Consider the following 23918-nt stretch of genomic DNA (forward strand, 5'->3'; position numbering starts at 1 on the left):
TCGTCGTAGTTGTCGTTCACTTCTTCTTGAACTTCCGGCGTCGACGCTGCTCCTCGGCCTCTGCGGCCAACCACAATGACTCCTGCATCGTCTCCATACGCAGCTTCTGCGCGACACCTACGTACTGTCCGGAGAAGAAGTCGGCGGTCAGGAGATACACCAGCGTCCGCGTGAGCGGGCCGCTCTTCCCGTCGGCGACGGGCTCCCCGCTCACCAGTTCATGGAATCGTTTATTGATCGTCAGGATCTGCGCATCCCGATCGACCTCGAAGAACCTTCGACCGGTGATGCGTCCCCACTGCACCGTGAACTCCTCCGCGTCTTCACGAAGGTGCCCGCGCTCCTCGAGGTTCCGGCGGACCTCGGTGGGGATCCCCGATGCCGGTGTGAAGTCAAGGGGACGCCGGCTCCGGCTCCGAGACGCCCGATCCTGCTGCCTCGCGGCGGTCTGGAAGTCGCGGAACACCGTGCCGTCGGGGGCCGTGGCGCTGTGGAGGGCGTTCCGGAGTGTGGAGTCGAACTCGACGCCGGACTTTTCCGGGTTGATGCGTGCGTGGTTTTCGACGTCGTCGATGTCCAGACGGATACGAGCGAAGCGAAGGTCCTCCGAAGGAACGAGCACCCCGTTCCAGCCGCCGACCTGGAGGAGGCGATCCCGGCGGTAGACGAAGAATCCCTGTCGCCCCTCTTCACCCCCCATGTCGAGCCGGTAGTTGGGGCTGGTCCGGTCCACGTAGGGAACGACGTGCGCGCTGAAGGAGAACTTGGCGTCGGGGAGCGAACTGTGGAAATCCTTGGGGTACTCGCTGGCCGGGTCCTCCGAGTAGGTGAACGGGTCCAGCGGCTCTACCGGGAACTCCATGCCGATCTCGCCGAAATCTTCGTCGTAGGTGTCTACGACCACCGATGGGACACCATCGCCCAGGAGCCGGTGGTGACGGGTCCCGAGGCTGGCGGCGACGTTCCGGAGAGTGGCATCGAGCCAACTGTTCTGCGCGTTCTGGTCCGGGTCCTGGGGAAAGGCGCGTACGTCGTTCCATTCGATCACCGTTCCGTGGTGCAGCGGCTCGGAGAGGGAGATTGCGTCGAGGTGGTTGATGACGGAGTCCGCCGAGTAGTCGGACACCCGGGGAGAACCTCCTTGCGACGGGGAATGTCGCATCTTTCGCCCCACGGGCGTGGCCCCGTCCTTGTGGGAGAAGACGAGGAGGGCGTCGGCCTGGCTGAGCGAGGCGGCCTTGAAGCCGACACCGAAGTGACCGAGTTCCTTGAGACCGTAGTCGCGGGTCGCCCCCATGACCATCGCCTCGTCGACTTCTTCAGCCGACATACCGGGGCCGTCGTCGATGATCTGCAGAGCCGTCGCGGCGCCGCCGCGCAGTAAGAATCTGATCCGGATCAGGCGCGCGCCGACGGAGACGGAGTTGTCAACGATATCGGCGATCGCACTCTGCAGGGAGTGATGCGCACCGATGTACCGGGCTAGGGACGGGTCCGGAGGGACGTCCCTCTCCTTCGTGATCCAGAGTTCCGTGTCGTCGGTCATGAACTGTCTCTCCCATGCTCTGAGTGGCTGTCTTCGGCACCGAGCGTCCGGTCGTTGTCCGAGACGACGCGGGAGACGGAGTCGTCGAATCCGTCGCCATGCTCGGCGAGTCTCATTACCGAGACGGTCGTCCGGGCAGGATTTTCTGAGGCTATCGCTTGGTGCTGACTCGCGACGACCGGTCTCGGCCGTCGCCCGGGGCAAGGAACCGGTGGCTTATCAACTGAGCTCGTAGCGGTACTGCACCGGGACCAAGGACGAGATCGAGGGTTGCCAGCCTCTACGGGCGTCGAGATCTCCGTCGGACGTGATCATCTCGGTACCTTCACGCCAGCAAGGGATGTCGTGTACAAGAACCAAGTCCGTCGGAGCCCGGTAGATGTCGTCGACCGCGGCCGATGACAGATCGACGGCTCGCACGCGTTCGGTGCTGCCTCGCACGATCACCTGGCGGTCCGCTCCGCCGCGCGCGGGTGACAGAAGGAGGTCGAACGACCTTGAGGGACCCACGTCGGTGACGAGCGACCCGTCGGCCTCCAGGTGAGCTTTCACCTGTCGCAGCGCTCGGAGCTCCACGGCGTGCCGGAAGGTAGCGTCGCCCAGGTCTCCTGCCTCACGGGCCCTCCGGCGGTCCAGGCGGGTCTCGACGGCCGCCTTACCGGCTCGCTCCGCGGTCAGGACGAACTCGTTGTGGGCGTCAGAGAGGTTGGCGGTCGGGAGCAACTCGGGGAGGTGTTCGAAGAGCGCTGCAGGGAACTTCGACAGGTACGCGCCTTGGTGGACACGGATCTCCCTTCCCTGCCCGTACGGGTCGAAAGGGAAGAGGAGCGATTGCTTCCAGGTGTGCCGTCGGTCACGAACCCTCTTGGTAAGGGACGACTTGAGATCGAAGATCTTCTTGCGACGCTCGTGGAGCATCGTGCGGGTTAGCGGTTCCGGGATCTCGGTGAAGTCACGGAGTAGAGCGGCGCGGCCAGGGAGAGGGTCTGCGACTTCGTACTCGACCGCCTCGGTGGGGAACGGGAGACCGTTCACGATCGAGTACCCGACGAAGCCCTGGACCGCATGGTGAGGCCCTGTCGCCCAGTGGAGGACGACGTCGCCGTCGCGCACCATGTCCACTGTGGCGTGGAACGGCATGTCGGTCCCGTCCCGGCCACGGTCGTACGGAGCGAGGAGCCGGGTGCCGAATTCCGGGCGTGCGATGGCCTCCATCCAGAAGCGCTCTTCGGGATCGTCCTCCCACCAGTACGACTTCTGTGCGCTCATCGGTTCTCCCGAGTGGTCGTCGGTCAGTCGAAGAAGGGCTCGAGATGCTTACCGATTGCTGTGCCGAGCGGGATCGGGACGGCGTTCCCGATCTGCTTGACGATCTCGGTCATCGGCCCCACGAACTTGTACCCCGCTGGGAAGCCCTGGAGCCGCGCCCCCTCCCACGCGGTGATCGCACGATCCGCGGTCGGATGGAGATAGCGACCCTTCTCGGGCTTGGTGAACTCGGTACGGATCGTCACGGAGGGCTTGTCCCACCGGAGCCGGCCCATCACGTCACCGCTGCCGGAAGTGTGCTTTTTCCACGCCTCGCACTTCAGGTCTTCGGGCAGGTTCATGCGATTGCCGCCCTCGGGGATCTCCGCGAACCGGTCCAGGGAGAGCTGGGAGTAGTTCCGTCGCACGTGTAGCTCCTTGGCGAGGAACGGTCCCGGAGTCCGCTTCCCGTTCACGTCGGTGAAGACGTCTCCCGGGAGCTCGGCGAGGGCACCGGGGAGGGCCCCGATCGCCGACTCCACATCCTTCCAGCCCACGGGTTCGGGATGAGACTTCGCCGGAAAGCCGGGATCGGTCTGGTCACGTCGGTGACCGATGACGATGACCCGCTTCCGTACCTGCGGTGCTCCGTACTCGGCGGCGTTCAGGACATGATGCTCGATCTCGTAGTTCTCGAGCTCCCCGTCCGGCTCGGTCATCCGCTGGAGCAGCGGGAACTGCGGCGACGTGAGGAACTGAGGGACGTTCTCGAGGACGAAATAGCGCGGCCTCGCCCGCTGCACCACCTCGGCATACGTGCGCCAGAGCTCGTTGCGGGCGTCGTCTGCGCGCTGCTTGCCGAGCGTCGAGAACCCCTGGCACGGGGGGCCACCGATCACGAGATCGGCGGCTGGTACCTCCTCGTCGCGGAGCCAATCCTGGATCGGTCCACAGTAGACGTCGGCGTCATGGTTCAGGCGGTAACCTGCTGCAGCACGAGGCTCCATCTCGACGGCCTTCAGCACCTTGTACCGGTCGCTCGCCCGATGGAACCCCTCGCTGAGTCCACCGACGCCGGCGAAGAGGTCGATGATGGTGATGGCATCGCCTCGCACCGAGGTGTCCGGGGAAGAGGTGAGTGACGAGGTCATGTCAACAGATCCTAGCCGGCGGGAGGGTCAGCTGAGCGCAGACTCGCTGACCGAGAATGAGCGTCCGACCTCGTCCCTTTCTTCCGAGGAGCCGGTCGAGGAGACGGTCCGAGCACGGATGGCCGTCCAGCGCCGGCGAGACACGGCTCCGGAACTCGCGCTGCGCCGTTCGCTCCATCGTGCAGGACTCCGTTTCCGAGTCGATCACCCTCTGCCGGGGATCCCCAGGCGACGAGCCGACGTGGTGTTCACGCGGGTGAATCTTGCGGTGTTCGTCGACGGGTGCTTCTGGCACGACTGCCCCGAGCACGGGACCAGGCCGAAGTCCCGGGCTGCGTGGTGGGAGGAGAAGCTCCGTCGGAATGTCGAACGCGATCATGACACCGACACACGGCTCGGCGAGGCGGGATGGACGGTCCTCCGATTCTGGGAACACGAGGACATGGCGCAGGCTGCGATCGAGGTGCTACGCACGTACCGATTCCTTCGCGTCACCGGGCAGCGCCGGCGGGGACCTTCTTCGACCACAGGTGGTCGAAGTGGGTGAACGCCAGCTTCGTCCCGAAGTTATCGGCGTTGTCCTGGACGTTCACGATGTCCACGCGCTCGGTCCCCCCATTCTGGGGCCCTCGCAGCCCGCGCCCGATCATCTGCAGGTAACGGTTCGGGACGAAGGTGGGACGGCACACGTACACCGCGGAGACGTCGGGGACGTCGAAGCCCTGCGAGAGGACGTTGAAGTTCGTGAGGACCTTCAGGTCTCCTCTTCTGAAGCGTTCGACCGCTGCGCGGCGGGCCCCCGGGGACATGTCAGCGTGGACCGCTACCGACTCGATCCCCTCGTACGAGAACACGGCCGCGAGTGCGTGGGCATGCTGGACCGAGGCGGCGAAGAGCAGCGTTCGCTGGTCCTCCCCCCGGGACAGGATCGAGCGGATGATCTGGTTGTTGCGCTCGGTGGAGCGGGCGACTGCAGCGAGATCGAGCTGGGCCTCACTCATCCGAGTGAGGGGTGAGGAGATCTCCTCGTCCACCTCCTGCGCAGCACGCGTCTTGGGGAGGGCGATGCCGTCGAGTATGTGGTGGTCCACCTGGGACAGGTATCCGTTGGCCTGGAGGTACTGGGTCGCGTCATCGGGCCCGAACTGCGAGGGTGTCAGGAGGTTCCGGTCGAAGATCTCGACGAGGCTCTCCGTGCTCCGTTCGTCCGTCCCCCGGTAGGGGGTCGCGGAGAGACCGAGGACGGGGGTACGGGCAGTCCCTCTCCTCTTGAAACGCGAGAGCATCTGCTTCGTGGTGCGGGCCTCGGCGCCGTGGGCTTCGTCGATGATCACGATTCCCGGACGTTGGAACCAGCCATCCTTGGCCTTCGTGGACTCGAACATCCTCGCCGCGGTCGCCGGCGTGGACACGATGACATGGAGTCCTGCGTCCTGAGTGACGACCTCGCGAGGGTTACCGTCCCAGAACCGGCTCACCACCATGTCGGTGTTCTCGCTCCCGTGCGCCCGCCAGACGGCCATCCAGGTGCCGACTGCCTGCTCGCACAGCTCCTTGGTCTGGGCGATCCACATCACGTGGCCCTTCAGTGGCTCCTCCGACCCCGCGACGTGACGTACCACGGACTCGACTGCGACGCGTGTCTTGCCGGCGCCCGTGGGCAGCTGCACCATTGCACGGCGATCGTCCTGACCGGAGAGCACGTCCCGGATCAGGCCACTGACGTCCTCCTGGAAGGGGTGTAGCGGCTTGAGCCGAACCGGCCCTGTCACGACCTCCTGGGCGGGAAGGCGCACGTACCGCTCGCCCGCGAACTCGGGATCGATCCCGAGTTGCTCCACGAAATCCTTCGCGTCCCTACTTCCGCTGAACCGTGTCGGTCCCGCGGCGTCCCCACGCTCCTGGAGCGACTTGCTCAATTGACGGACGACGTCCGCGCCGTACATTGCCTTGGCGACCTCGAAGAGTTCCTTGGCGGAGAGCTCCCGGCTGAGGTACTCCTCGACCATCGCTCGGGTCTGTTGGGGGACGACGGCGTTGATGGAGTCCGCTCCGAAGTAGGCGAGGAGCTTCTCCCACTCGTTCTGCTTCGCGGACGCTTCCTTGAGGCGGGCGTCTTCGAGGGCCTTGCGCATGAGTAGGCGGGCGTCCTCCACCGACCTGCTCGAGTCCACGGCGCGGAGGGCGTACTGGAGGACATTGCTCTTGAGCTCACGGTCGACGACCAGCAGCTCCTGCGCGCGGAGGAACCGCGCCTTCTTCGAGACGTCCTCAACCACGACGTCGTCGAAGTCGTTGGTCGTCCGCAGAAGAACCGAGTCCGCCAGGGCGACACGGAGCCGCTTGAGCCTCGGGTCGACGACACCGATGTGCGGGTGCAGCTCGGCCATGTGGACCGGGGAGTCGTAGCTGTCCTCGGGGAGGTACGAGTCGAAGGCGATGTCGACCACGTCCAGGGACCACTTCTCACCAAGAGCGCGAGCGAGCGCTTCGTCGTCCACCTGGATGACGCCGACGTCCTGGTGGGTGAGTAGATGGTCCGTCGTCGCCTTTCTGGAGGTCACCACACAGAACTCACTCTCCACGAAGCGTCGCTCGTCCTTGTCGAGTGCGCGGAGGCGAGCCGGGCGCCGAGCGCCCTGCGTCGCGGCGTGTGCGTACAAGCGATGCACGGAGGTCAGGTTCCGCATCGCGTCGACGACGGTGCCGAACAGGAAGTCCCACGCCTTCGCGGTGACCATTGGAGTGAGTACCGGCCGCGCGAAATGGCCGAGATCATGAGGAATGGGCAGGAACTCCCGCGGGAAGGACGACGCGACCTCTTGCCCGCTCGTGCAGTGCTCGACCGGGAGGGCGCCCAGCGGGGTCTCCGCAACCCCGTACTCGAGAACCCACCACGCATCGGGCGATAGCACACGTGTGTCCCACGTCCTGTAAGAGGCCGTCGTGCGCAAACTGGCTTCCGACCCTTGCCGCTCGACGAGCAGCTTGACGATCCGCTCCCTGGTGCGGGTGGAGGCGTGCGCCAGGTCCAGCAGTCCTGGCGTGAGAGTCGTGGGGGAGAGGTCAATATCTCCGGCGCTGATCTGGTAGCCGAGGCCGCGCGCATCGGTGAGCGCGGTGCGTTTCACCGAGTCCCTCCAGGCCCTTTCGAGGCTTGGGTCGTGAGCTAGCGGAGCGGTGTCGGGCAGGTTCTGGCGAACGCCCCACCGTGCGAGCAGTCCGAGGTCCGGGCCGTGGAACGCGTCGTCCAGCAGGAGGCTCGGATCGGTTCCTCGGGAGCTCGGGACGAAGACGGACCCGATACGCCACGCACTCGTGACCGGCTTCCACGCACCGTCGAGCATCTTCACGAACACCTTGCCCGGATCCGGGAAGCTCTGCGATAGCAGCGCCTCGACCGACCGTCGGTCCCGCAGCTGGTGGGCGGTCTCCCACAGGTTCTTGAACGCCTGGGCGTTAGGGGACTGCACCGCAGCCCTGATGACCCGGCGGAGCCGGCCCTCGTCGTCGTGGCCCGTGATCCCGAGCAGCTTGAGATGCGGAAGGCAGACCGGATCGTGTGCGACCTGCGGGAGGACGACGGGCCCGGACGGCGCATCGTCCTCCGGGTCCGGAAGAGTCAGCCTGCCGGCTTCCGGAGCCTCCAGCCTCCCTTCGAGGGTCGGGATGAACGCAGCGCGGTACACCTCGGAGTGCCATGCAGCGTAGGAGCGGAGGACGACCGAAGCGAACGTCAACGCGTTTCGGTACCCCGTCATCGTCCTCGACGCGGCAAGTCCTTCGACCAGTTCGCGGGGCTCCTTCGCCGCCACTCCCGCGAAGTCCAGCAGTCTGCGCACCTTGGCGTGCCGGCCTGTCCCGTCGTTCTTGAGCGCGGACTCGTGAAGCCATGGGGCGAGGGTCCCGGATTCTTCGTGAGCGAGGGCGTACCAAGCATCACGGGCATCGCGGAGCTCGGTGTCCTTCACTGCTTCGAGAAGGGGTGGTACGAGGAGTTCGTCGGCGCGCCGGAACGTCCCGTCCAGGTCGGGGAAGCAGGAAGTGGTGGCTACGGCACGCATGACGGCGTCGTTGCTCACCTCGTCCGCCCAGCTGTCGACTTCCCGGTCGCGGGACGGCAACCAGCCGAAGTGCCGGCTCGGTGCCGACGGCTCCGCGACCTCCGGGAGCCCGGAGGCGATCACCGCGGGAAGGGTCCGCGCGAGGATCTCCTCGTTGTACTCCCCATTGATGATGTCGTGGCGGTCGTCGGCCGTCTGGAACTGTGCATTCACGATCCCGCGGACGGACAGGGTGCTCGCGGTGGGGAAATGTGACCAGAGCTGTCCCTTGGATGTACTTGAACCATCAGCGGGAATCGCCCACTGCACAGCCAGTTCTTCGCGACTGTTCCGGACACCGGCGAAGGCTGCTGCCCTCGGCGACGGGTGGTGCTCGGCGGAGAACACGCGCCAGCGGACGGTGCCGGCCCGGGGTGTGCCCTCCGAATGCGACTCAGCGGTGTGGAGATCAAGCGTCGTGTCGTCGAGCCGGTCGACGCGCCATTCCCTCCGGGTCCCGGACCGACGATCGTCGAGCTCGAGCCGCCCGATGCTGTCGGAGAAGAGGACGAACTCGCCGCTGAAGGTGGCGATGGAGTGGGAGACCTGCTCTGCCACGCCGTCCACGAGGGGGAGTCGGACGACCGTGTCGGCCCACGCCATCATCTCGGTGAGGACGACGTCCGACTTCGCCTCGGATACCGGATCGAAGATCTCGGCGATTCGGAGAACGGGGAGGTGTTCGGCGCCATACTCCACGGCCGCTGTCGCGAGGGCCCGCTGCGTGATCTCCTCCGACCAACGGAAGGACCCGGAGCGCGAGAGAATCTCCGGTCGGTCACTGATCTCAAGGACCGACTTGAAGCCCAGGCCGTAACGGCCGATCTCCTTGCCACGCTTGCTCGATCGATGGGCCATCATGATCGCGGTGACGCCCGAGCTCTTGAAGGGTTGGCCTTCGTTCGCGCAATAGAGGGTGTCGTCGGTGAGGACCATCTGCAGACGTCCTTCGAGCCCGAGCATCGCGTCGGCGGCGTTCTGGACGAGCTCGTTGAGCTGCGCCCGGCGATAGCCGCTCTCCACGACCGATCGCTCGATGCCGTACTGCTCGTCGAGGAGCCCCGGCTGGGCCTTGAAGCTGTTCACGGCCTTGCGAGATTGCTCCCGGACCTCGTCAGCGACCTGTGACGTTCCGGCGTCCCACGACTTTTCCTGCGGCAACTCTGCACACTCCTAGCTCCAAGGGTTCCGACCAACTCAGATTAACGGGACCCCAGGACAAACGAACGGCCTTCCATGAAATCGGTTCCTGACCGCCACTTGTCGGACGGACGCGATAGCTTGACGCTACGGATCTTTTCTCCTCGTTGGCGGCGACCGGTATCCCGGCTCGTCCGGAATGGCCGAGGAACTCAACCGTGAAGGAGCAACGTGACGACCACACCCCGGCAGACCGTCCTCTCGGCGACGGACCATCTCGCAGCGCGACTCGACGGCATCATCGCGGCCGTGCTCGCCCCTCATTTGAACGGCTTGGAATGGACGTCAGTCCTTGTCGAGCTCGACAAGCTCAAGGGGAGGAGGCCGTCGGTCACCACGGCGAACGACCTTCAGTCCCAGCTGAGGATGCTGACAGAACGACTCGGAGGCCTCGGATTCCCGTTCGACGACGAATCGCGGACGGTGAGCACTGTGGCGAGCGACCTCCGTGCGGTGCGGAGGAACCTCGCTCACACGAACCCCTTTACGACGTTGGAGGCATGGAGGGCTGCTGACCACTGCGTGCGCCTGCTCGAAGCACTCGGCGATGCAGACGGCCTCATCCCCGCGACGGAGATCCGACACCATGCGTTCCTGGAGTACGCCAAGGAGTCGGGACTCGGCCCCGCCCCGGCACTTCCGGAAGGTGATAAGGCCGCCGAGACGTCGCACGGCCCGGTGGGAGTCGGATCTGCCACGGCCGAGCAGAGCCGGCGATCGATGGAGGAGGTCGTGCGCGGGGACCGAAGTGAGCTCGTCTACGAGGAGTGGGTGGGCCACCAGGCAGGGGATGTGACGGTTCTCGACACGATCGCGCGCAATGAATCGAAACTGAAAGTCCGAGCCCTCGCGGAGGAGATCGTCGACCTGGAGTGGCCCATCGCGCTCGCCCGGCTCGCCAAACTGGTCGGGAGGGGCTTCGGACTCGGGAAAGTCGTCTCGGGGCGACAGAGGAAGATCGAACACCAGATCCGCAACGCCAACTTGTTCATCGATGAGCACGGATTCGTGTGGTCCACTGTGGCCGACGCGGAGGACTGGACAGAGTATCGGGTCGACAATGGGGACCGACCACGCGACTTCAAGGAGATCAGCCCACGAGAGGTCGCCAATGCTCTCGCTCGGGTGCGGGAGGAAGACCCGTCGCTCGACGACGACGATCAGGAGCTCGCGGTGCTGCGCGCGTTCGGACGGGAGAGGAAGACCCAGGGTGTACGCCACCAGCTGGATCTCGCATGGGAGCTGCTCTAAGCACTCGTAATCGATCGATCCCTAGCCTCGGGATTTCATGGGGGCGTGGTCCCGACCGGCGGACGGCATGGAGAAAGGTGCTCCTGACCTGGAATGATACGGGGTGTTGAAGCTCGTATCGATCCACCGGAAGGAGCACCTTTCAGGTGTCCCAGCCTACCTTGTTCTTCTACCCCCGTCCGCGCGTGGACATCGCTGAGGTCCCGGCGGTCTCGCAGGCGGGTGCGGTGCTGCTGACCGACACGCTCCATGCCACTGGCCTGGCCGCTTCGCTGCGCGAAGCGCTGGGTCCCTGGACGAAACCGCTGGCCGAGCATCACGCCGCGAAAGTCCTGCTGGACCTCGCGATGACTCTCGCGATCGGCGGGGAAGTCGCCCGCGACACTGACCTGCTGCGGTGCGAGCCGGGACTGTTCGGGTCCGTCGCCTCTGCGCCGACGATCTCCCGCACACTCACTACCTTGGCCCAGGACGCCCCGGCGGTGGTCGAGGCGATCTCGAGGGCTCGCCGTGCCGCGCGCGAACGAGCCTGGACCATGGCCGGTGACCACGCCCCTGGCCACGGGGTCAGCGCGAAGAACCCGCTGGTCATCGACCTTGATGCCACACTGATCAACGTTCACAGTGAGAAGGAGCAGGCCTCACCGACGTTCAAACGCGGGTTCGGCTATCACCCTCTATGCGCGTTCCTCGATCACGGACAGGCCGGCACCGGGGAACCCCTCGCCATCGCCCTGCGCCCGGGCAACGCGGGATCGAACACCGCCGCCGATCACATCGCCGTCACGCGCGAGGCTCTCGCCCAGCTCCCGCCAGCCCTGCTGGGCCGGGGCGGGCGGGGGTCGAAGAAGATCCTGATCCGCACCGACGGAGCCGGCGGCACCAAGGACTACATCCAGTGGCTGACCACGCGGCGTCTGGCCTACTCGGTCGGGTTCACCCTCCCCGCACATACTCCTGACCTGCTGAAACGAGTTGACGAAGCAGACGCGTGGACGCCGGCCTATGACAGCGACGATGACGGGATTCGAGACGGGGCCTGGGTCGCAGACCTCACCGGGCTGCTGGACCTCGCAGGCTGGCCCGACGGGATGCGCGTCATCGTGCGGAAAGAACGACCGCACCCCGGGGCACAGCTGCGAATCACTGACCACGACGGGATGCGGATCACCGCGTTCGCGACCAACACCAGCCGCGGACAGCTCCCCGTTCTCGAGCTGCGTCACCGTCGCCGCGCGCGCTGCGAGGACCGGATTCGCAACGCGAAGGACATGGGCCTTGAGAAGTTCCCGCTGCAGGGATTCGCGCAGAACCAGATCTGGTGCCAGATCGTCCAGCTCGCCTCTGAGCTTGTCGCCTGGATGCAGACCATCGCCTTCACCAGCGGCGACGCAAGGAGATGGGAGCCCAAACGACTCCGCGCGCGGTTGTTCGAGATCCCCGCGACGCTCGTGCGGCGCTGCCGACACAAGGTCCTCCACCTCGCCCGGCACGCCCCGGAAGCCTCCACCGTCCTGACCGGCGTCAACCGGCTCCGCACCGCCGTCGCCCAGACCTGACCAGACGACTCAGCCGTCCCTACGATCTCCAGCTGCACGACCTCGGGCGTGGAACCCGACCGCCCGCAACGGACACTGCGACAGATCGTCACACCCAGATGCCAGAATCAGCAGCTGAACACCGGCAACGACGCCGGCCCACCCCACTCACGGGCGTCATGAAATTTCGAGGCTAGGGCGCGTCCTAGCGCGGTGGGGTGAGGCTCCCTACGGCGAGTTCGCGCGTCGTGGTTCAAATATCCGCCCCGCATCCGAGCTGTTGCCGATCACGCTGGCCGCGAAGCGGGCAGGACGGATCACCCAGGCCTCGTGGCTACGGCCGATCCGCACTTCGGAGGTCGTGCTCGACAGGGAGGCCGCGACGACAGGCGTTCGGGGAGGCGTCCCGGACAGCTCTCACAGGACGTCGCCTCTGCGGGAAGTCTCGCACTCGGTACTCGTCGGAGGCCTCCTCGGCGCCGGGCGTGCAGAGGAGGCGATTGACGTCTTGAGGCAGGAGTTCACGCGGCGCCCAATTCCTGAAGCCATCCTTGCCCTGCAGACCTGGTGGGAACGGATCGGGACCGGCGAGGACGTCGTGGCGTGGTCCCGAGAGGTGATGCTCGGGAGCTAGCGTGCGGGCCTGCTCGACGGCGAGCGCGAGGAACCGGTGGTCGTCATCAGCCGTAGGGGTCCAGGTCATGATGTGTGCGGTCCCGTGGCCGACGGGATGGCCGCCCGGCACCGTGGAGGGAATGCCGGGAGGGACGCACCCCGGTTTTGGGGGCAAGACTGCCTTGTGACCAGCCGTCTGCGAAATGGGAGCACCGGCTCAGCCCGACAGTGCCTCTCAGCCCAGATACGCCTCGGCGAGCAGCTCGGCGGACCGCAGCCGCTGCTCCACCCGTGGTCCCTGGTGGGCGATGATGAGCTCGTCGGCGCCGGTCTGCTCGGCGAACTCGGTGACCTTGTCCCGGACCACCCCGGGGGTGCCGACGGCGCTGTAGGTCGCCATCTGGTGCAGGTGCTTGGCCTGGGGCGCGGCGAGCAGCTCATCGGCCTGCTCGTCGGTGTACTCGGTGCCCGGTTGCAGCAGCAGCGCCACCCGGCCGCGCATCATCTCGTGCTGCTGGCGTTCGGCGTCGGCCTGGTCGTCGGCGGCGATGACGTTGAAACCGGCGATCACATGAGGCGCCTCGAGCTGCTCGGACGGCTGGAACTCGCGGCGGTACAGCGCGATGGCCTCGTGCAGGGCGCCCGGGGAGAAGTGCGAGGCGAAGGCGTACGGGAGGCCGAGGGTGGCGGCGAGGCCGGCGCCGAACAGTGAGGAGCCGAGGATGTACAGCGGGACGTCGGTGCCCTTGCCCGGGTAGGCGTTCACGCCCGGGATCTGGGACTCGCCCTGCAGGTACGCCTGGAGCTCCATGACGTCCTGGGGGAAGGTGTCGGCAGCGGCGCCGCTGCGGCGCAGTGCGCGCATCGTGTTCTGGTCGGTGCCCGGCGCCCGGCCCAGCCCCAGGTCGATTCGCCCCGGGTGGAGCGTCTCGAGGGTGCCGAACTGCTCGGCGATGACCAACGGGGCGTGGTTGGGCAGCATGATGCCGCCCGCTCCGAGCCGGATGGTCTTGGTGTGCGCCGCGACGTGCGCGATCAGCACCGACGTGGCGGAGGACCCGATCGACGCCATGTTGTGGTGCTCGGCGTACCAGACTCGCTCGTACCCGCTCTCCTCCGCTTTCTGGGCGAGAGCGACCGTGCCCTCCAGTGCCTGTGCCATGGTCTGGTCGCGGCCGGCGGTGGCGAGGTCGAGGACGGAGAGCGGGACAGTCATCAGGCACCTTTCGTGGGCAGGCGGCACCGGACGGCGCAGCACCTCCCGGGACAACGCCCACGGCGTCCCTTCTCTTCCTGGCATCGGTGCCGGGCCTGAGTTTGGCGATCGTGGTGACGATGCCGTGCCCACAGGTGAGGCAGGAGCCGACCCTCGGGGCGTGAGGCGCTGCCGCAGCCGTCAGGCGATGTTCGAGTCGTGGTGCTTCGCGGCCTCGACGACGACCTCCTCGGTCCACTCCTCCTCGGGCGCCATCCGCGCGAGCTCCCAGCGCTGATGCACCGGGCACTTCTGGAACCGTCGACTGCCGAGGCGAATGGCGGTGAACGAGACGAGTGGGAATCACACGATCTCGTCGTAGGCGCCTTTGCTCCACTGCACGATCGTCCGATCGACATCCATATCCGCAGGTTAACGCCGCTGCGGAGCAGTCTCCGCCCTCAGGCGTGGTCTGGAAGACTGGTCTGTGCACCTGGCGCCGTAGTTCAGCGGCCCCCTGATGAACTGAGGTCAACGATGTCCATGCAGCACCGCACCCCCTCCCGCCTGGGCCGTCCGCTGTCCGTGATCGGCCAGGGCTGCTGGCAGATCGGCGCCGACTGGGGCGAGGTCTCCGACGACGCCGCCCATGCCGTGCTCGATGCCGCCCTCGAGGCGGGAGTGAGCTTCTTCGACACCGCCGACGGGTACGGCGACGGCCGCAGCGAGCGCCTGGTGGGCCAGATGCGGAACGCGGCCGCGGACGGGGCCGAGAGCGCCGGCCCGTCGGCCCCGCTGTTCCTGGCCACCAAGGTCTCTCGTCGGGCCGATCCCTTCGCACCGGAGTCCTTCACCGAGGAGAATCTGCGCGGCTGGGTGGAGCGCTCGCGGCAGAACCTCGCGATGGACACCCTCGACCTCGTCCAGCTGCACTGCCCGCCGGCGGAGATCTACCGCGACGAGGCCGTCTTCGACGTGCTCGACACCCTGGTCCAGGAGCAGAAGATCGCCGCCTGGGGCGTGAGCGTGGAGACGTGCGAGGAAGCGCTGATCAGCCTCGAGCGCGAACACCTCGCCTCGATCCAGATCGTCCTGAACCCCTTCCGCCTCAAGCCTCTCGAGCAGGTCGTGCCCCGGGCCCGCGAGAAGGGCGTGGCCGTCATCGCCCGCGTCCCGCTCGCCTCCGGTCTGCTGACCGGCAAGTTCTCCGCGGACACCACCTTCGCCGCCGACGACCACCGCAGCTTCAACCGCCACGGCGAGGCCTTCGACCAGGGCGAGACCTTCGCCGGTGTCGAGTACGAGCTGGGCCTGGAGTCCGTCGCACGCCTCGAGCACGCGCTGCGCTGGGAGATGCCGCTGCCGGAGGCGTCGCTGCGCTGGATCCTCGCCCAGGACGGCGTGACCGCCGCGATCCCCGGAGCCAGCAGCGGCGAGCAGGCCCGGCGCAATGCCGCCGCGGGAAGCGTCGCCACCGACGAGCAGCAGCAGATCCTCGCCCGCTTCGACGAGGCCGTGCGCGAGACCTACGACGAGCTGCTGCGGGAGTCGATCCACCCACGCTGGTGAGCAGGGGCGGTGCCGCGGGCCGGGCCCGACCACGAGGGCCCGGTGGGCGGTGGGCGACGAGCGTCCGCCCACGCGAACTCACGCGTCGTCAGTCACGTCCTGGACCGCATCGGTGGTGTCGTCGGCTGTGACGTCGTGGCGGGTGTCGCCGCGCAGATGCGCACCGCCGACGGGGTCGTTGATCCATGAGCTCAGCTCCCAGCCGTGATCGGGATTCCCGCTGAGCACCACCATGCCCGTGTTGTACAACGGCTGGTCGTCCAGTGTCTCGAGATCCAGCCCCGCGGCGACGGTGGCGTAGATGCGGATCGCGGCGCCGTGGCTGACGACGGCGACGGTGGCCTCCTCGGGATGCTGCGCGGCGATCGTGCGCAGCGCGGCGTCGTAGCGGCCGAAGAAGGTGTGCCCGTCCTCGCCGCCGGGGATCGCATGGTCGAGGTCGCCCTCTGCCCAGCGCACGAGGTTCTCCTGGTAGGCGGCGACGGCCGCGTGGTCGCGGCCCATCTCGTGGTCCCCGGCCGCGATCTCCTCGAGGCCCTCGGTGACTTCGGCGGTGAGCCCGCGTGCGGACGCCAGGGGAGCGGCGGTCTGCTGAGTGCGCAGCAGCGGGGAGACGTACAGGCCGGCGATCTCCTCCCCGGTCAGCGCCTCCGGCACCGCCCGGGCCTGTTCGCAGCCCAGGTCGGTCAACCCCGGGCCGGGGCGAGCGGTGTCGAGCGCACCGCGGACGTTGCTCGGGGTCTGGCCATGACGGATGAGGAGAAGACGCATGGCCAGGACCATAGGACACCTGGACCATCACCGCTCCCAGCGGGCCGCGTCCGGACTCGGCCACGTCACGGGGGCGCCCCCCGGCACGGCGTAGCCTGAGCGCAACCCTGTGCGAAAGGAGCGCCCGTGCGCCGCAGCATCGTGAACGACGTCGATGACCTGATCCCCGAGGCCCTCGAGGGCCTCGCCCTGACCCATCCGTCGATGCTCACCCTGGACACCGAGCACCGCTTCCTCACCCGCGCCGAGCCCGCCCGGGACAAGGTGGGCCTGGTCTCCGGCGGCGGCTCCGGCCACGAGCCCCTGCACGCCGGGTTCGTCGGCACCGGCATGCTCGACGTGGCGGTCGCCGGCGCCGTCTTCGCCAGCCCCACCGCTCTGCAGGTCCTCGCGGCCACCAAAGCGGCCGATGCGGGCCGCGGCGTGGTCCAGATCGTCAAGAACTACACCGGCGACGTGCTGAACTTCCGCATCGCCGGAGAGATCAGCGGCGACGACGCGATCGACACCGAGATCGTGCTCGTGGACGACGACGTCGCCACCGACAGCGGGGACGACGGCCCCGGGCGACGTGGCACCGCCGCCACCGTGATCGTGGAGAAGGTCTGCGGAGCGGCCGCGGAGGAGGGCGCGAGCCTCGCGGAGGTCGCGGCGATCGGACGTCGCGCCGCGGCGTCGGCCCGCACCATGTCCCTGGCGCTGGCCGCCGGCACCCACCCGGGCGATGACCGCCCCCAGTTCGACCTCGGGGACGACGAGGTCGAGCTCGGTGTGGGAATCCACGGCGAACGGGCCGCGAAGCGCGCCTCCTTCACCGACGCGAACGGGCTCACCGACCTCCTGCTCGAGCCGTTGCTGGCCGAGCTCGACCTGAGCCGCGGCGACGAGGTCGTCGCGATCGTCAACGGCCTGGGCTCCACCTACCCCCTCGAGCTGCAGCTCGTCGCCCGCGCCCTGCACCACCGCCTCGGCGACGCGGGGGTCGAGATCAGCCGCTGGCTCGTCGGCTCGTATGTGACCAGCCTGGACATGCACGGGGTCTCGATCACCCTGATGCCCCTGGACGACGAGCTGCGCCGCCTCTGGGACGCCCCCGTCCGCACCCCGGCCCTGACCTGGTAAGGAGCACGCCATGAACGATCAGACCTCCAGCATCACCCTCCCCGGCGGCTTCGGCCGCGCCTTCGTCCTCACCCTGCGCGAGGCCCTCGAGGGCGCCGCGGACGACCTCGGCGACCTCGACCGCCGCGCCGGCGACGGCGACTTCGGCACCAACGTGCGCACCGCGATGAAGCTCCTCGACGCGACCCTCGAGGCCGACCCGCCCACCAGCTACCGCGAGTGGCTGACCGCCCTGTACATGGCGTGGCTCGGCGTGGGCGGGACCAGTGGGCCCCTCTTCGGCATGTTCTTCCGCGACCTCGCGAAGGCGGGGGAGGACGCGGGCGCCGACGTGCCCACCGTCGCCCAGTTCGCGGACGCGCTCGCCGCCGGCCAGGCCACCGTGCAGCGCTATGGCGAGGCGAAGGTGGGCGACAAGACGATGATCGACTCCCTCGACCCGGCGATCACCGCCCTGCGCGCGGCCCTCGAGGCCGATGCGGAGACCAGCGCCGTCGAGGCGCTGTTCGCGGCGGAGGACGCCGCGGTCGAGGCGGCCACCGCGACCGCGCAGACTACCGCCCGCCGCGGTCGCGCCAGCTACGTCGGCGACGCCTCCCAGGGCGTCATCGACCCCGGCTCCGCCGCCATGGCCCTCGTGATCGGCTCCGCCCGCGCCGGCGCCGACGGATCGGGAACCGTCGACCTCTCCTGGATCGCCTGACGCGATCCTCTCTCCGTCGCGTCCCGCCCCGGGGATGCCCCGCGCCCGAGCCCGACCCACCCGACCCGCCCCGGGGACGCCTCGGAGAGCTGCGGGGTGAGGTGGCGGGATCGACCGTTGCGTTCAGGGTGTTCCGGCCATCGACCGTTGCGTTCAGGGTGTTCTGAGGTGCTCGAAGCGCCGACAACGCAACGGTCGCGCGGAGCCTGCCGGTCATCGCGACCGGGGAACGGCACATCCTGCATCCCGGGACCGGCACATCCCGCTCCCGCGGACCGGCACATCCGACGCCTGCGGACCGGTACATCCCGCATCCGCGGACCGGCACATCCCGCTCCCGCGGGCCAGCACTTCCTGCCCGCGGACCGCTGCGCCTCGTCCCGTGAGCGCTGGTAGCTTCGACTCCCGTGTCCGACCTCGCCTCCCTGATCCCCACCCTCGCCACGGCCTCCTGGCTGTTGGTGGCGGTCGGTGCCGTCGTCGTCGGCCTGTCCAAGACCGCGATGCCCGGCGGCGGCACCATCGCCGTCGGCCTGTTCGCCCTCGCCCTGCCCGCCAAGGAATCCACCGCCGCGCTGCTGCTCCTGCTCATGGTGGGCGACGCGACCGCGCTGTGGGTCTACCGGCGCGAGCCGGACGTGCGCACCCTGGTGCGGCTGATCCCCAGCGTACTGATCGGCATCGTGCTGGGCACGATCTTCTTCGCGAACGTCGGCGGGGACACGGTGCGCACCACCATCGGCGTGATCCTGCTGGCCCTGATCGCCGTGACCGTCTGGCGCCGCCGCGCCGCCCGGACCAAGGCCCCGAGCGCTGACGGAGGGCAGGCGACGACCGACTCCCCGTCGGCGACCGGCTCTCGGTCGGAGACCGGCTCCCTGGCGGTGAGCGGCTCTCGGTCGGCGGCCGGCTCCGAGGTGGCGACCGGTTCCGGCTCGGCGAACACGGTGGGGTCCGGAACGAGCACGGCACCTGCGCCGACGGCGGGGTCCTCCCGTCTCGGCATCGCGCTCAGCCGCGCCGGGTACGGGGCGCTCGGCGGCTTCACGACCATGGTCGCCAATGCCGGCGGCCCCGTGATGTCGATGTACTTCTACGCGATGCGGATGCCGGTGCTGACCTTCCTGGGCACCTCCGCCTGGTTCTTCGCGATCGTCAACGTGGTCAAGCTGCCGTTCTCCGCGGGTCTCGGTCTGATCACCCGGGACACCCTGGTCATGGACCTGATGCTGGTGCCGCTGGTGCTGGTGGGTGCCTACTGCGGGACGAAGATCGCCCGGCGGATACCGCAGCGGGTCTTCGAGTCCGCGGTGCTGGTGCTCACCGTCGGTTCGGCGCTCGCGCTGCTGATCATCTGAGACCCCGAGACCCCGAGACCCCGAGACCCCGAGACCCCGAGACCCCGAGACCCCGAGCTCCCCAGCCCCCGGCCCCCGTCGACGATCGCTGCCTCGACGTCGCCGCGCCCCAGGCCTCGCACGTGCCTGGTGCCTGGTGCCTGGTGCCCGGTGCCCGGTGCCCGGGGACATGGCGCGGCCGTGCAACGGATCAGGGGCCGGTGAACCAGAACCCGTCGAAAGCATCCTTGTAGACCCGGTAGGCCATGTTCGAGGAGCCGTAGCGGAACGTGCCCACCAGCTGCCCGTCGGCCGTGTGCTCCGCGAAGACGTTCGCCTTGCCGGAGTTCACCGCCATCGGGTTCTCGACGGAGTCGCCGCCGATGCGCTGCACGTTCGAGACCACGGAGGAATAGGCGACGTCGACGCGCTGGTCCTCGCGGAAGGTGCCGGCGTCCTCGTCGACCAGGTAGCGCAGGATCTGGCTGACCCCCTCGAAATCATCGCCGGAGGCGCCCTCCGGGCCGACGTCCTGCCAGACCTCGTCGTCCCGGGTCCCCAGGAACCAATGGTTGTTGTTGAACATCTCGACGTAGTACTGGCCCGCCGGCAGCGCGTCGTCGTCCAGACGCGCCACGGAGTGCTGCCCGGCGTTGCCGGTGGGGGAGCCGTCGGGCGCCAGGAAGAGGTCCTCGTAGCCGGTGCCCTCCCAGATCTCCTGGGCCCCGATCATCCACCGCACGGACGGCGTCGAATCCGGTTCCAGGGCGTCGTCGAGGGCGAACACGGTGGAGGTCTCGCGGGCCGAGAGGTACATGATCTCGTCGACGATCTGCACGGAGTTGATGTGGATCCAGTCCTTGCCCGTCGCGTCGGTGCCGCCGGCGAACCCTTCCTCGCGGGCATGGGCGAGCTTCTCGTACTCGGGGAAGACCGTCTGCAGGTTCACCACTTCGGTGACATCGCCCGTGGTCAGGTCGATCCGGGTGATGCGGTCCTCGACGCATTCGGCGCCGGACTTCGACGTCGGCACGTAGACCATGTCGCCGACGACCTCGAGGTCGTGATGGATGACCTGGTCGCCGGTATCGATGATCGGATCGGCGTGGCCGAAGGGGTCGATCACGCTGACCTGCTGCGATCCCGTGGTGACGACCAGCCTGCCGTCCTCCACCCGGATGTTGTGGTTCGGGTGGTCGGTGGACAGCAGCTCTCCGCGGCCCACGCCCTCGTTGTCGAACAGGAAGCTGGCGTTCCCGGAGCTGGAGACGCCGGTGAGCGCGAACAGTCCCGGGCTGAGCGCCTCCGGGTCCGGCACGTCGATCGAGAGCTGGGTCTGGTAGACGCTGCTCGCGCCCGGAGGCTGGATGTCCAGCTCGCGGGTGATCGGCTCACCACCGGTCGGGGTCCAGGTCAGCCGCAGGTGGTTGCGGGCGCCGGGGACGAGGCCGACGAGCAGCCCGGTGAAGCCGGTCCCGTCCTCGGCGTGGTTCGCCGCGGTGCGGTGGTAGTCGGCGGTGGCGTCGGCCGTGATCGTGAACTCGAGGGCGCCGGGGTCGGCCGCGGCGAAGTGGACGTACAGACCGGTGCGCGTCGTGCCGTACGGATCGAGCACGAGCAGCGGGTCGTTCGCCGTCCAGTCCTGCGCCGAGCGCTTGTCCTCGAGGGCGGCGTGCCGAGCGGCCTGCGCGGGGCCGGAGTACGTCTCGGGGGAATCCTCGTCCTCGTCGATGTCGTAGGTCATCTGCCACACGGGGACGTCGCCGCCGGCCTTGCCGTACTCGGACAGCGAGGCGGAGAGGCCGCCCGGTTCGGCCGACTGCTTCCCGCTCGGCTCGCCGTCGCACGCCGCGAGGGCGAGGGTGGTCGCCGCGGCACCGGCCCCGACGAACAGCGTGCGCCGCGACAGAGGTCTCGGGACGACGGGGTGGATCGGGGCAGGGCCCTGCGGCATGGCACGTCCTCAGGTCGGGTGGCACGAGTCTAGGCACGTCGGCCCTCGACGTCGTCGACGCGCCCGACGCTCACGGCGCGTCGGGGGCCAGGTGGGCAGTGGCCGCCCGGGCGCTGATCTCCTGCAGCACGGTGACCAGCTCGGGCGGCTCGATCACCTCGATCGGAGCGCCCAGCCGACACAGGTGCAGGGCGATCCAGTGCAGGTCGTCGGCCTCGGCCCCCGCCCGCAGGATGCACGCGCCGTCTCCGTCGGGCGTGACGGTCGCGGTGCGCGGCGGGACCTGGTCGGCGACCTCCTCGTAGGGGGCGAGCAGCCGCACGGTCACGTTCTGCGCATAGGCGCCGTGGGTGATGGAGGCGCGCACGGTGGCCTCGATGTCGGGCGTCGGGCGCGGAGTGATCCGGAAGGTGCTGGCATGGACCGCATGCATGCGGTCCAGCCGGAAGGTGCGCCAGTCCTCGCGCTCCAGGTCCCAGGCGAACAGGTACCAGTGCCCGTCGATCGAGAGCACCCGGCGCGGCTCGAGACGGCGATCGAAGCGCTGCCCGTCCCCGCGCTGGTAGTCCACGCGCACCCGCAGCCCGTCGCGCACGGCGGTGGCCAGCGCCAGCAGCACCTCCGAGCGGGCGGCGGGCAGCGGCCGGGCGACCACCCCCATCGCCTCGGCCACCGCGGAGACCTCCGAGCGGACCTCGGGCGGGAGGATCCGGTCCAGCGCCGCGAGAGCGCGCAGCGCGTCGGCGTCGAGACCCTCGAGACCGGAGGTGGCGGTCAGGCGGAGGCCGACGGCGACCGCGACGGCCTCGCGGGCGCCCAGCAGCAGCGGCGGCAGCTCCCGACCGGCGCCGAGCTGGTAGCCGCCGCCGTGCCCGGCCGACGTGAGCACCGGGTACCCCATCGCACGCAGACGATCGATGTCCCGCCGCACCGTCCGCACCGTCACGCCGAGCTCGGCGCCCAGCTCCGGCCCGGTCCAGACGGTGCGGGACTGCAGCAGCGCGAGCAATCGCAGGGCTCTGGTGGTCACGTCGCTCATGGGAACAGTCTGACCCACTTCGCGGACAGGATCTGTCCGCCCAGGACGGAAGAGTGTGGTCCGACAGCACGATCAGGGGCCCCTCGGCCCCGCCCCGTCAGCGCCCGTCGCGAAAGATCCTCGCCGTGGACGCACCGATCGAAGGAGAGCACGATGCCGTTCCTGACCGCAGAGACCACCGATGAGCTCGACAGCCTCGCGACGTTCGCGGGCCAGCAGATCGCGCAGGTCGCGACGGCCCTGCACGGGCTCAGCCGCGAGCAGATCCGGCAGATCCCGAGCGCGTCCGCGATGAGCCTCGGAGCCCTCGCCCGGCACGTCATCCTCATCTCCGAGAGCGCGGCCTCCCGCATCGGGGCAGCCCCGGGAGCGGGGGCCGACCCCGAGCGCACGCCGGCGCAGTTCCTGGCCGAGGGCACCATCGCCCCCGACGCCGTGCGGGAGGAGGACACCGCCGACTCGCTCATCGTCGAGCTCCAGCAGGCCGCAGGGAATCTCACCGCCGCCCTGCGGACGTCGGATCCGGAGGCGGAGGGCCAGTTCCCCGACCAGCCGTGGTTCGAGGGCCGGACCACCTGGACCGTGCGCTGGTACGCCCTGCACCAGATCGAGGAGAACGCCCGACACGCCGGGCACGCCGACATCCTGCGCGAGAGCATCGACGGGAAGGGTGCCTATGAGGTCAACGCTCTCGCCGCCGGTCAGGAGTGGCCGCCGGCGGGGTGGTGAGGTCCGTGCGCCCGGAGCCCCCTGAGGGCACGCTGAGGGGCCGGTCCCGTCGGACGGACCGCCCCCGCGCGAGGATCTCCGCGTGGGCTGTACGACGTGCAGCCCGCGCCGAGGGCCCACAGGATCACCAGAGCAAGGAGATGTGCCATGACCAGCAACGATTCACCAGACACGTCCGGAGAGCCCACCGGGAAGGACGGCGATTTGCCCACCGTGCTCCTCGAGCAGATCGAGTACCACGTCCGCGAGTTCGCACGACCTCGCCTCGTGGGGCTGACCGACCAGGAGTACTACTTCGACCCGACCCCGGGCGGCACCGCGTGGACCATCCACCCGCGCGTGGGCGACGGCGAGACGCCACCGACCTCGATCCAGGGCGGCTCCGGAGACGTGGTCATCGACTTCGAGTTCCCCGAGCCGGACCCGGCGCCGCTGACCACCATCGCCTGGCGGCTCGGCCACATCATCGTCGGCGTGCTCGGTGCCCGCAGCCATGCGCACTTCGGCGGACCGGCCGCGGACTACATGAGCTGGGACTATCCCGACACCGCGCAGGAGGCGCTGGCGCAGTTCGACGCCGCGTACGAGCGGTGGATCGCCGGGGTGCGCACCTGGAGCGAGGAGGACCTGCAGGTCGCCGTCGGCGAGGCGGAGGGGCCGTGGGCCGAGTACTCCCGCGCCACCCTCGTCGCCCATATCAACCGCGAGCTCATCCATCACCTCGCCGAGATCGCGCTGCTGCGCGACCTGTGGGCGCACCGGGGGTGAGGGAAGCTGCGGGCGCGTGACGTGGCGGGCGCTGCGGACAGCGCTACCGCGTCCGGTGGCCCGGCGGGCGCTGCGGAAA

The 23918-nt window shown here is 68.6% G+C and carries 17 protein-coding genes; 9 read left to right on the top strand and 8 right to left on the bottom strand.

Features of this window, described 5'->3' with window-relative positions; genetic code table 11:
- Nucleotides 1-16: 16 nt before the first annotated feature.
- The 3 genes from JOF44_RS13350 to JOF44_RS13360 form a co-directional block, all read right to left on the bottom strand.
- Nucleotides 17-1546 carry an ATP-binding protein gene (locus JOF44_RS13350; protein WP_209892270.1) on the bottom strand — a complete coding sequence of 510 codons (1530 nt, stop codon included), beginning with the start codon at nucleotides 1544-1546 and terminating at the stop codon, nucleotides 17-19.
- A gap of 219 nt (nucleotides 1547-1765) precedes the next feature.
- Nucleotides 1766-2815, bottom strand: coding sequence for a hypothetical protein (locus JOF44_RS13355; protein ID WP_209892273.1), 1050 nt, complete (start codon nucleotides 2813-2815; stop codon nucleotides 1766-1768).
- Nucleotides 2816-2838: 23 nt separating this feature from the next.
- Entirely contained in the window at nucleotides 2839-3945 is a 1107-nt protein-coding gene (locus JOF44_RS13360) for a DNA cytosine methyltransferase (protein ID WP_209892276.1), read from the bottom strand.
- Between JOF44_RS13360 and JOF44_RS13365 the strand changes: the two genes are divergently transcribed.
- A complete protein-coding gene (locus JOF44_RS13365) occupies nucleotides 3944-4492 on the top strand; it encodes a very short patch repair endonuclease (RefSeq protein ID WP_209892279.1) in 549 nt (182 codons plus the stop codon). The two genes, JOF44_RS13360 and JOF44_RS13365, sit on opposite strands and share 2 nt — an antisense overlap.
- Here the strand turns inward: JOF44_RS13365 and JOF44_RS21180 are convergent.
- The gene (locus JOF44_RS21180; protein ID WP_209892282.1) at nucleotides 4437-9134 is read right to left on the bottom strand and encodes a sacsin N-terminal ATP-binding-like domain-containing protein; all 4698 of its coding nucleotides are present in this window, start codon (nucleotides 9132-9134) and stop codon (nucleotides 4437-4439) included. The genes JOF44_RS13365 and JOF44_RS21180 overlap by 56 nt on opposite strands.
- A 285-nt stretch (nucleotides 9135-9419) precedes the next feature.
- Between JOF44_RS21180 and JOF44_RS13375 the strand changes: the two genes are divergently transcribed.
- Together JOF44_RS13375 and JOF44_RS13380 are read left to right on the top strand one after the other, a co-directional pair.
- Nucleotides 9420-10499 carry a Swt1 family HEPN domain-containing protein gene (locus JOF44_RS13375; protein ID WP_209892285.1) on the top strand — a complete coding sequence of 360 codons (1080 nt, stop codon included), beginning with the start codon at nucleotides 9420-9422 and terminating at the stop codon, nucleotides 10497-10499.
- 146 nt (nucleotides 10500-10645) lie between these two features.
- Nucleotides 10646-12058, top strand: a complete 1413-nt coding sequence (locus tag JOF44_RS13380) for an IS1380 family transposase (RefSeq protein WP_417281547.1) — start codon at nucleotides 10646-10648, stop codon at nucleotides 12056-12058.
- Nucleotides 12059-12887: 829 nt separating this feature from the next.
- Here the strand turns inward: JOF44_RS13380 and JOF44_RS13385 are convergent.
- Entirely contained in the window at nucleotides 12888-13868 is a 981-nt protein-coding gene (locus tag JOF44_RS13385; protein ID WP_209892289.1) for an LLM class flavin-dependent oxidoreductase, read from the bottom strand.
- Between the two features lie 522 nt (nucleotides 13869-14390).
- Between JOF44_RS13385 and JOF44_RS13390 the strand changes: the two genes are divergently transcribed.
- A complete protein-coding gene (locus JOF44_RS13390; RefSeq protein ID WP_209896013.1) occupies nucleotides 14391-15416 on the top strand; it encodes an aldo/keto reductase in 1026 nt (341 codons plus the stop codon).
- A gap of 78 nt (nucleotides 15417-15494) precedes the next feature.
- Here JOF44_RS13390 and JOF44_RS13395 read toward each other — a convergent pair whose 3' ends face one another.
- Nucleotides 15495-16187, bottom strand: a complete 693-nt coding sequence (locus JOF44_RS13395) for a histidine phosphatase family protein (RefSeq protein ID WP_209892292.1) — start codon at nucleotides 16185-16187, stop codon at nucleotides 15495-15497.
- 126 nt (nucleotides 16188-16313) lie between these two features.
- Between JOF44_RS13395 and JOF44_RS13400 the strand changes: the two genes are divergently transcribed.
- From JOF44_RS13400 to JOF44_RS13410, 3 genes are all read left to right on the top strand, one after another.
- The gene (locus JOF44_RS13400; RefSeq protein ID WP_209892295.1) at nucleotides 16314-17309 is read left to right on the top strand and encodes a dihydroxyacetone kinase subunit DhaK; all 996 of its coding nucleotides are present in this window, start codon (nucleotides 16314-16316) and stop codon (nucleotides 17307-17309) included.
- Between the two features lie 10 nt (nucleotides 17310-17319).
- Complete coding sequence (locus JOF44_RS13405; protein ID WP_209892298.1) at nucleotides 17320-18012, top strand: DAK2 domain-containing protein; 693 nt, start codon at nucleotides 17320-17322, stop codon at nucleotides 18010-18012.
- A gap of 407 nt (nucleotides 18013-18419) precedes the next feature.
- Nucleotides 18420-19370 (top strand): sulfite exporter TauE/SafE family protein, encoded by a 951-nt coding sequence (locus JOF44_RS13410; RefSeq protein WP_209892301.1) that lies wholly within the window; start codon nucleotides 18420-18422, stop codon nucleotides 19368-19370.
- Between the two features lie 190 nt (nucleotides 19371-19560).
- On the opposite strand, the gene JOF44_RS13415 is transcribed toward JOF44_RS13410, so the two are convergent.
- Nucleotides 19561-21303, bottom strand: a complete 1743-nt coding sequence (locus tag JOF44_RS13415; RefSeq protein ID WP_209892305.1) for an aryl-sulfate sulfotransferase — start codon at nucleotides 21301-21303, stop codon at nucleotides 19561-19563.
- Nucleotides 21304-21373: 70 nt separating this feature from the next.
- A complete protein-coding gene (locus JOF44_RS13420) occupies nucleotides 21374-22342 on the bottom strand; it encodes a helix-turn-helix transcriptional regulator (RefSeq protein ID WP_209892308.1) in 969 nt (322 codons plus the stop codon).
- A 153-nt stretch (nucleotides 22343-22495) separates the two neighbouring features.
- On the opposite strand from JOF44_RS13420, the gene JOF44_RS13425 reads away from it, so the two are divergent.
- Together JOF44_RS13425 and JOF44_RS13430 are read left to right on the top strand one after the other, a co-directional pair.
- Nucleotides 22496-23071, top strand: coding sequence for a mycothiol transferase (locus JOF44_RS13425; RefSeq protein ID WP_209892311.1), 576 nt, complete (start codon nucleotides 22496-22498; stop codon nucleotides 23069-23071).
- 147 nt (nucleotides 23072-23218) lie between these two features.
- A complete protein-coding gene (locus JOF44_RS13430) occupies nucleotides 23219-23839 on the top strand; it encodes a DinB family protein (RefSeq protein WP_209892313.1) in 621 nt (206 codons plus the stop codon).
- Nucleotides 23840-23918 lie beyond the last annotated feature (79 nt).

It is taken from the genome of Brachybacterium fresconis (assembly GCF_017876515.1).
GTDB lineage: Bacteria > Actinomycetota > Actinomycetes > Actinomycetales > Dermabacteraceae > Brachybacterium > Brachybacterium fresconis.

Coding starts and splice junctions, on each gene's coding strand:
- JOF44_RS13395 (WP_209892292.1), bottom strand. CDS start 16,187: ATGCGTCTTCTCCTCATCCGTCATGGCCAGACCCCGAGCAACGTCCGC.
- JOF44_RS13350 (WP_209892270.1), bottom strand. CDS start 1,546: ATGACCGACGACACGGAACTCTGGATCACGAAGGAGAGGGACGTCCCT.
- JOF44_RS13360 (WP_209892276.1), bottom strand. CDS start 3,945: ATGACCTCGTCACTCACCTCTTCCCCGGACACCTCGGTGCGAGGCGAT.
- JOF44_RS13390 (WP_209896013.1), top strand. CDS start 14,391: ATGCAGCACCGCACCCCCTCCCGCCTGGGCCGTCCGCTGTCCGTGATC.
- JOF44_RS13420 (WP_209892308.1), bottom strand. CDS start 22,342: ATGAGCGACGTGACCACCAGAGCCCTGCGATTGCTCGCGCTGCTGCAG.
- JOF44_RS13425 (WP_209892311.1), top strand. CDS start 22,496: ATGCCGTTCCTGACCGCAGAGACCACCGATGAGCTCGACAGCCTCGCG.
- JOF44_RS13385 (WP_209892289.1), bottom strand. CDS start 13,868: ATGACTGTCCCGCTCTCCGTCCTCGACCTCGCCACCGCCGGCCGCGAC.
- JOF44_RS13415 (WP_209892305.1), bottom strand. CDS start 21,303: ATGCCGCAGGGCCCTGCCCCGATCCACCCCGTCGTCCCGAGACCTCTG.
- JOF44_RS13365 (WP_209892279.1), top strand. CDS start 3,944: ATGTCAACAGATCCTAGCCGGCGGGAGGGTCAGCTGAGCGCAGACTCG.
- JOF44_RS13405 (WP_209892298.1), top strand. CDS start 17,320: ATGAACGATCAGACCTCCAGCATCACCCTCCCCGGCGGCTTCGGCCGC.
- JOF44_RS13430 (WP_209892313.1), top strand. CDS start 23,219: ATGACCAGCAACGATTCACCAGACACGTCCGGAGAGCCCACCGGGAAG.
- JOF44_RS13355 (WP_209892273.1), bottom strand. CDS start 2,815: ATGAGCGCACAGAAGTCGTACTGGTGGGAGGACGATCCCGAAGAGCGC.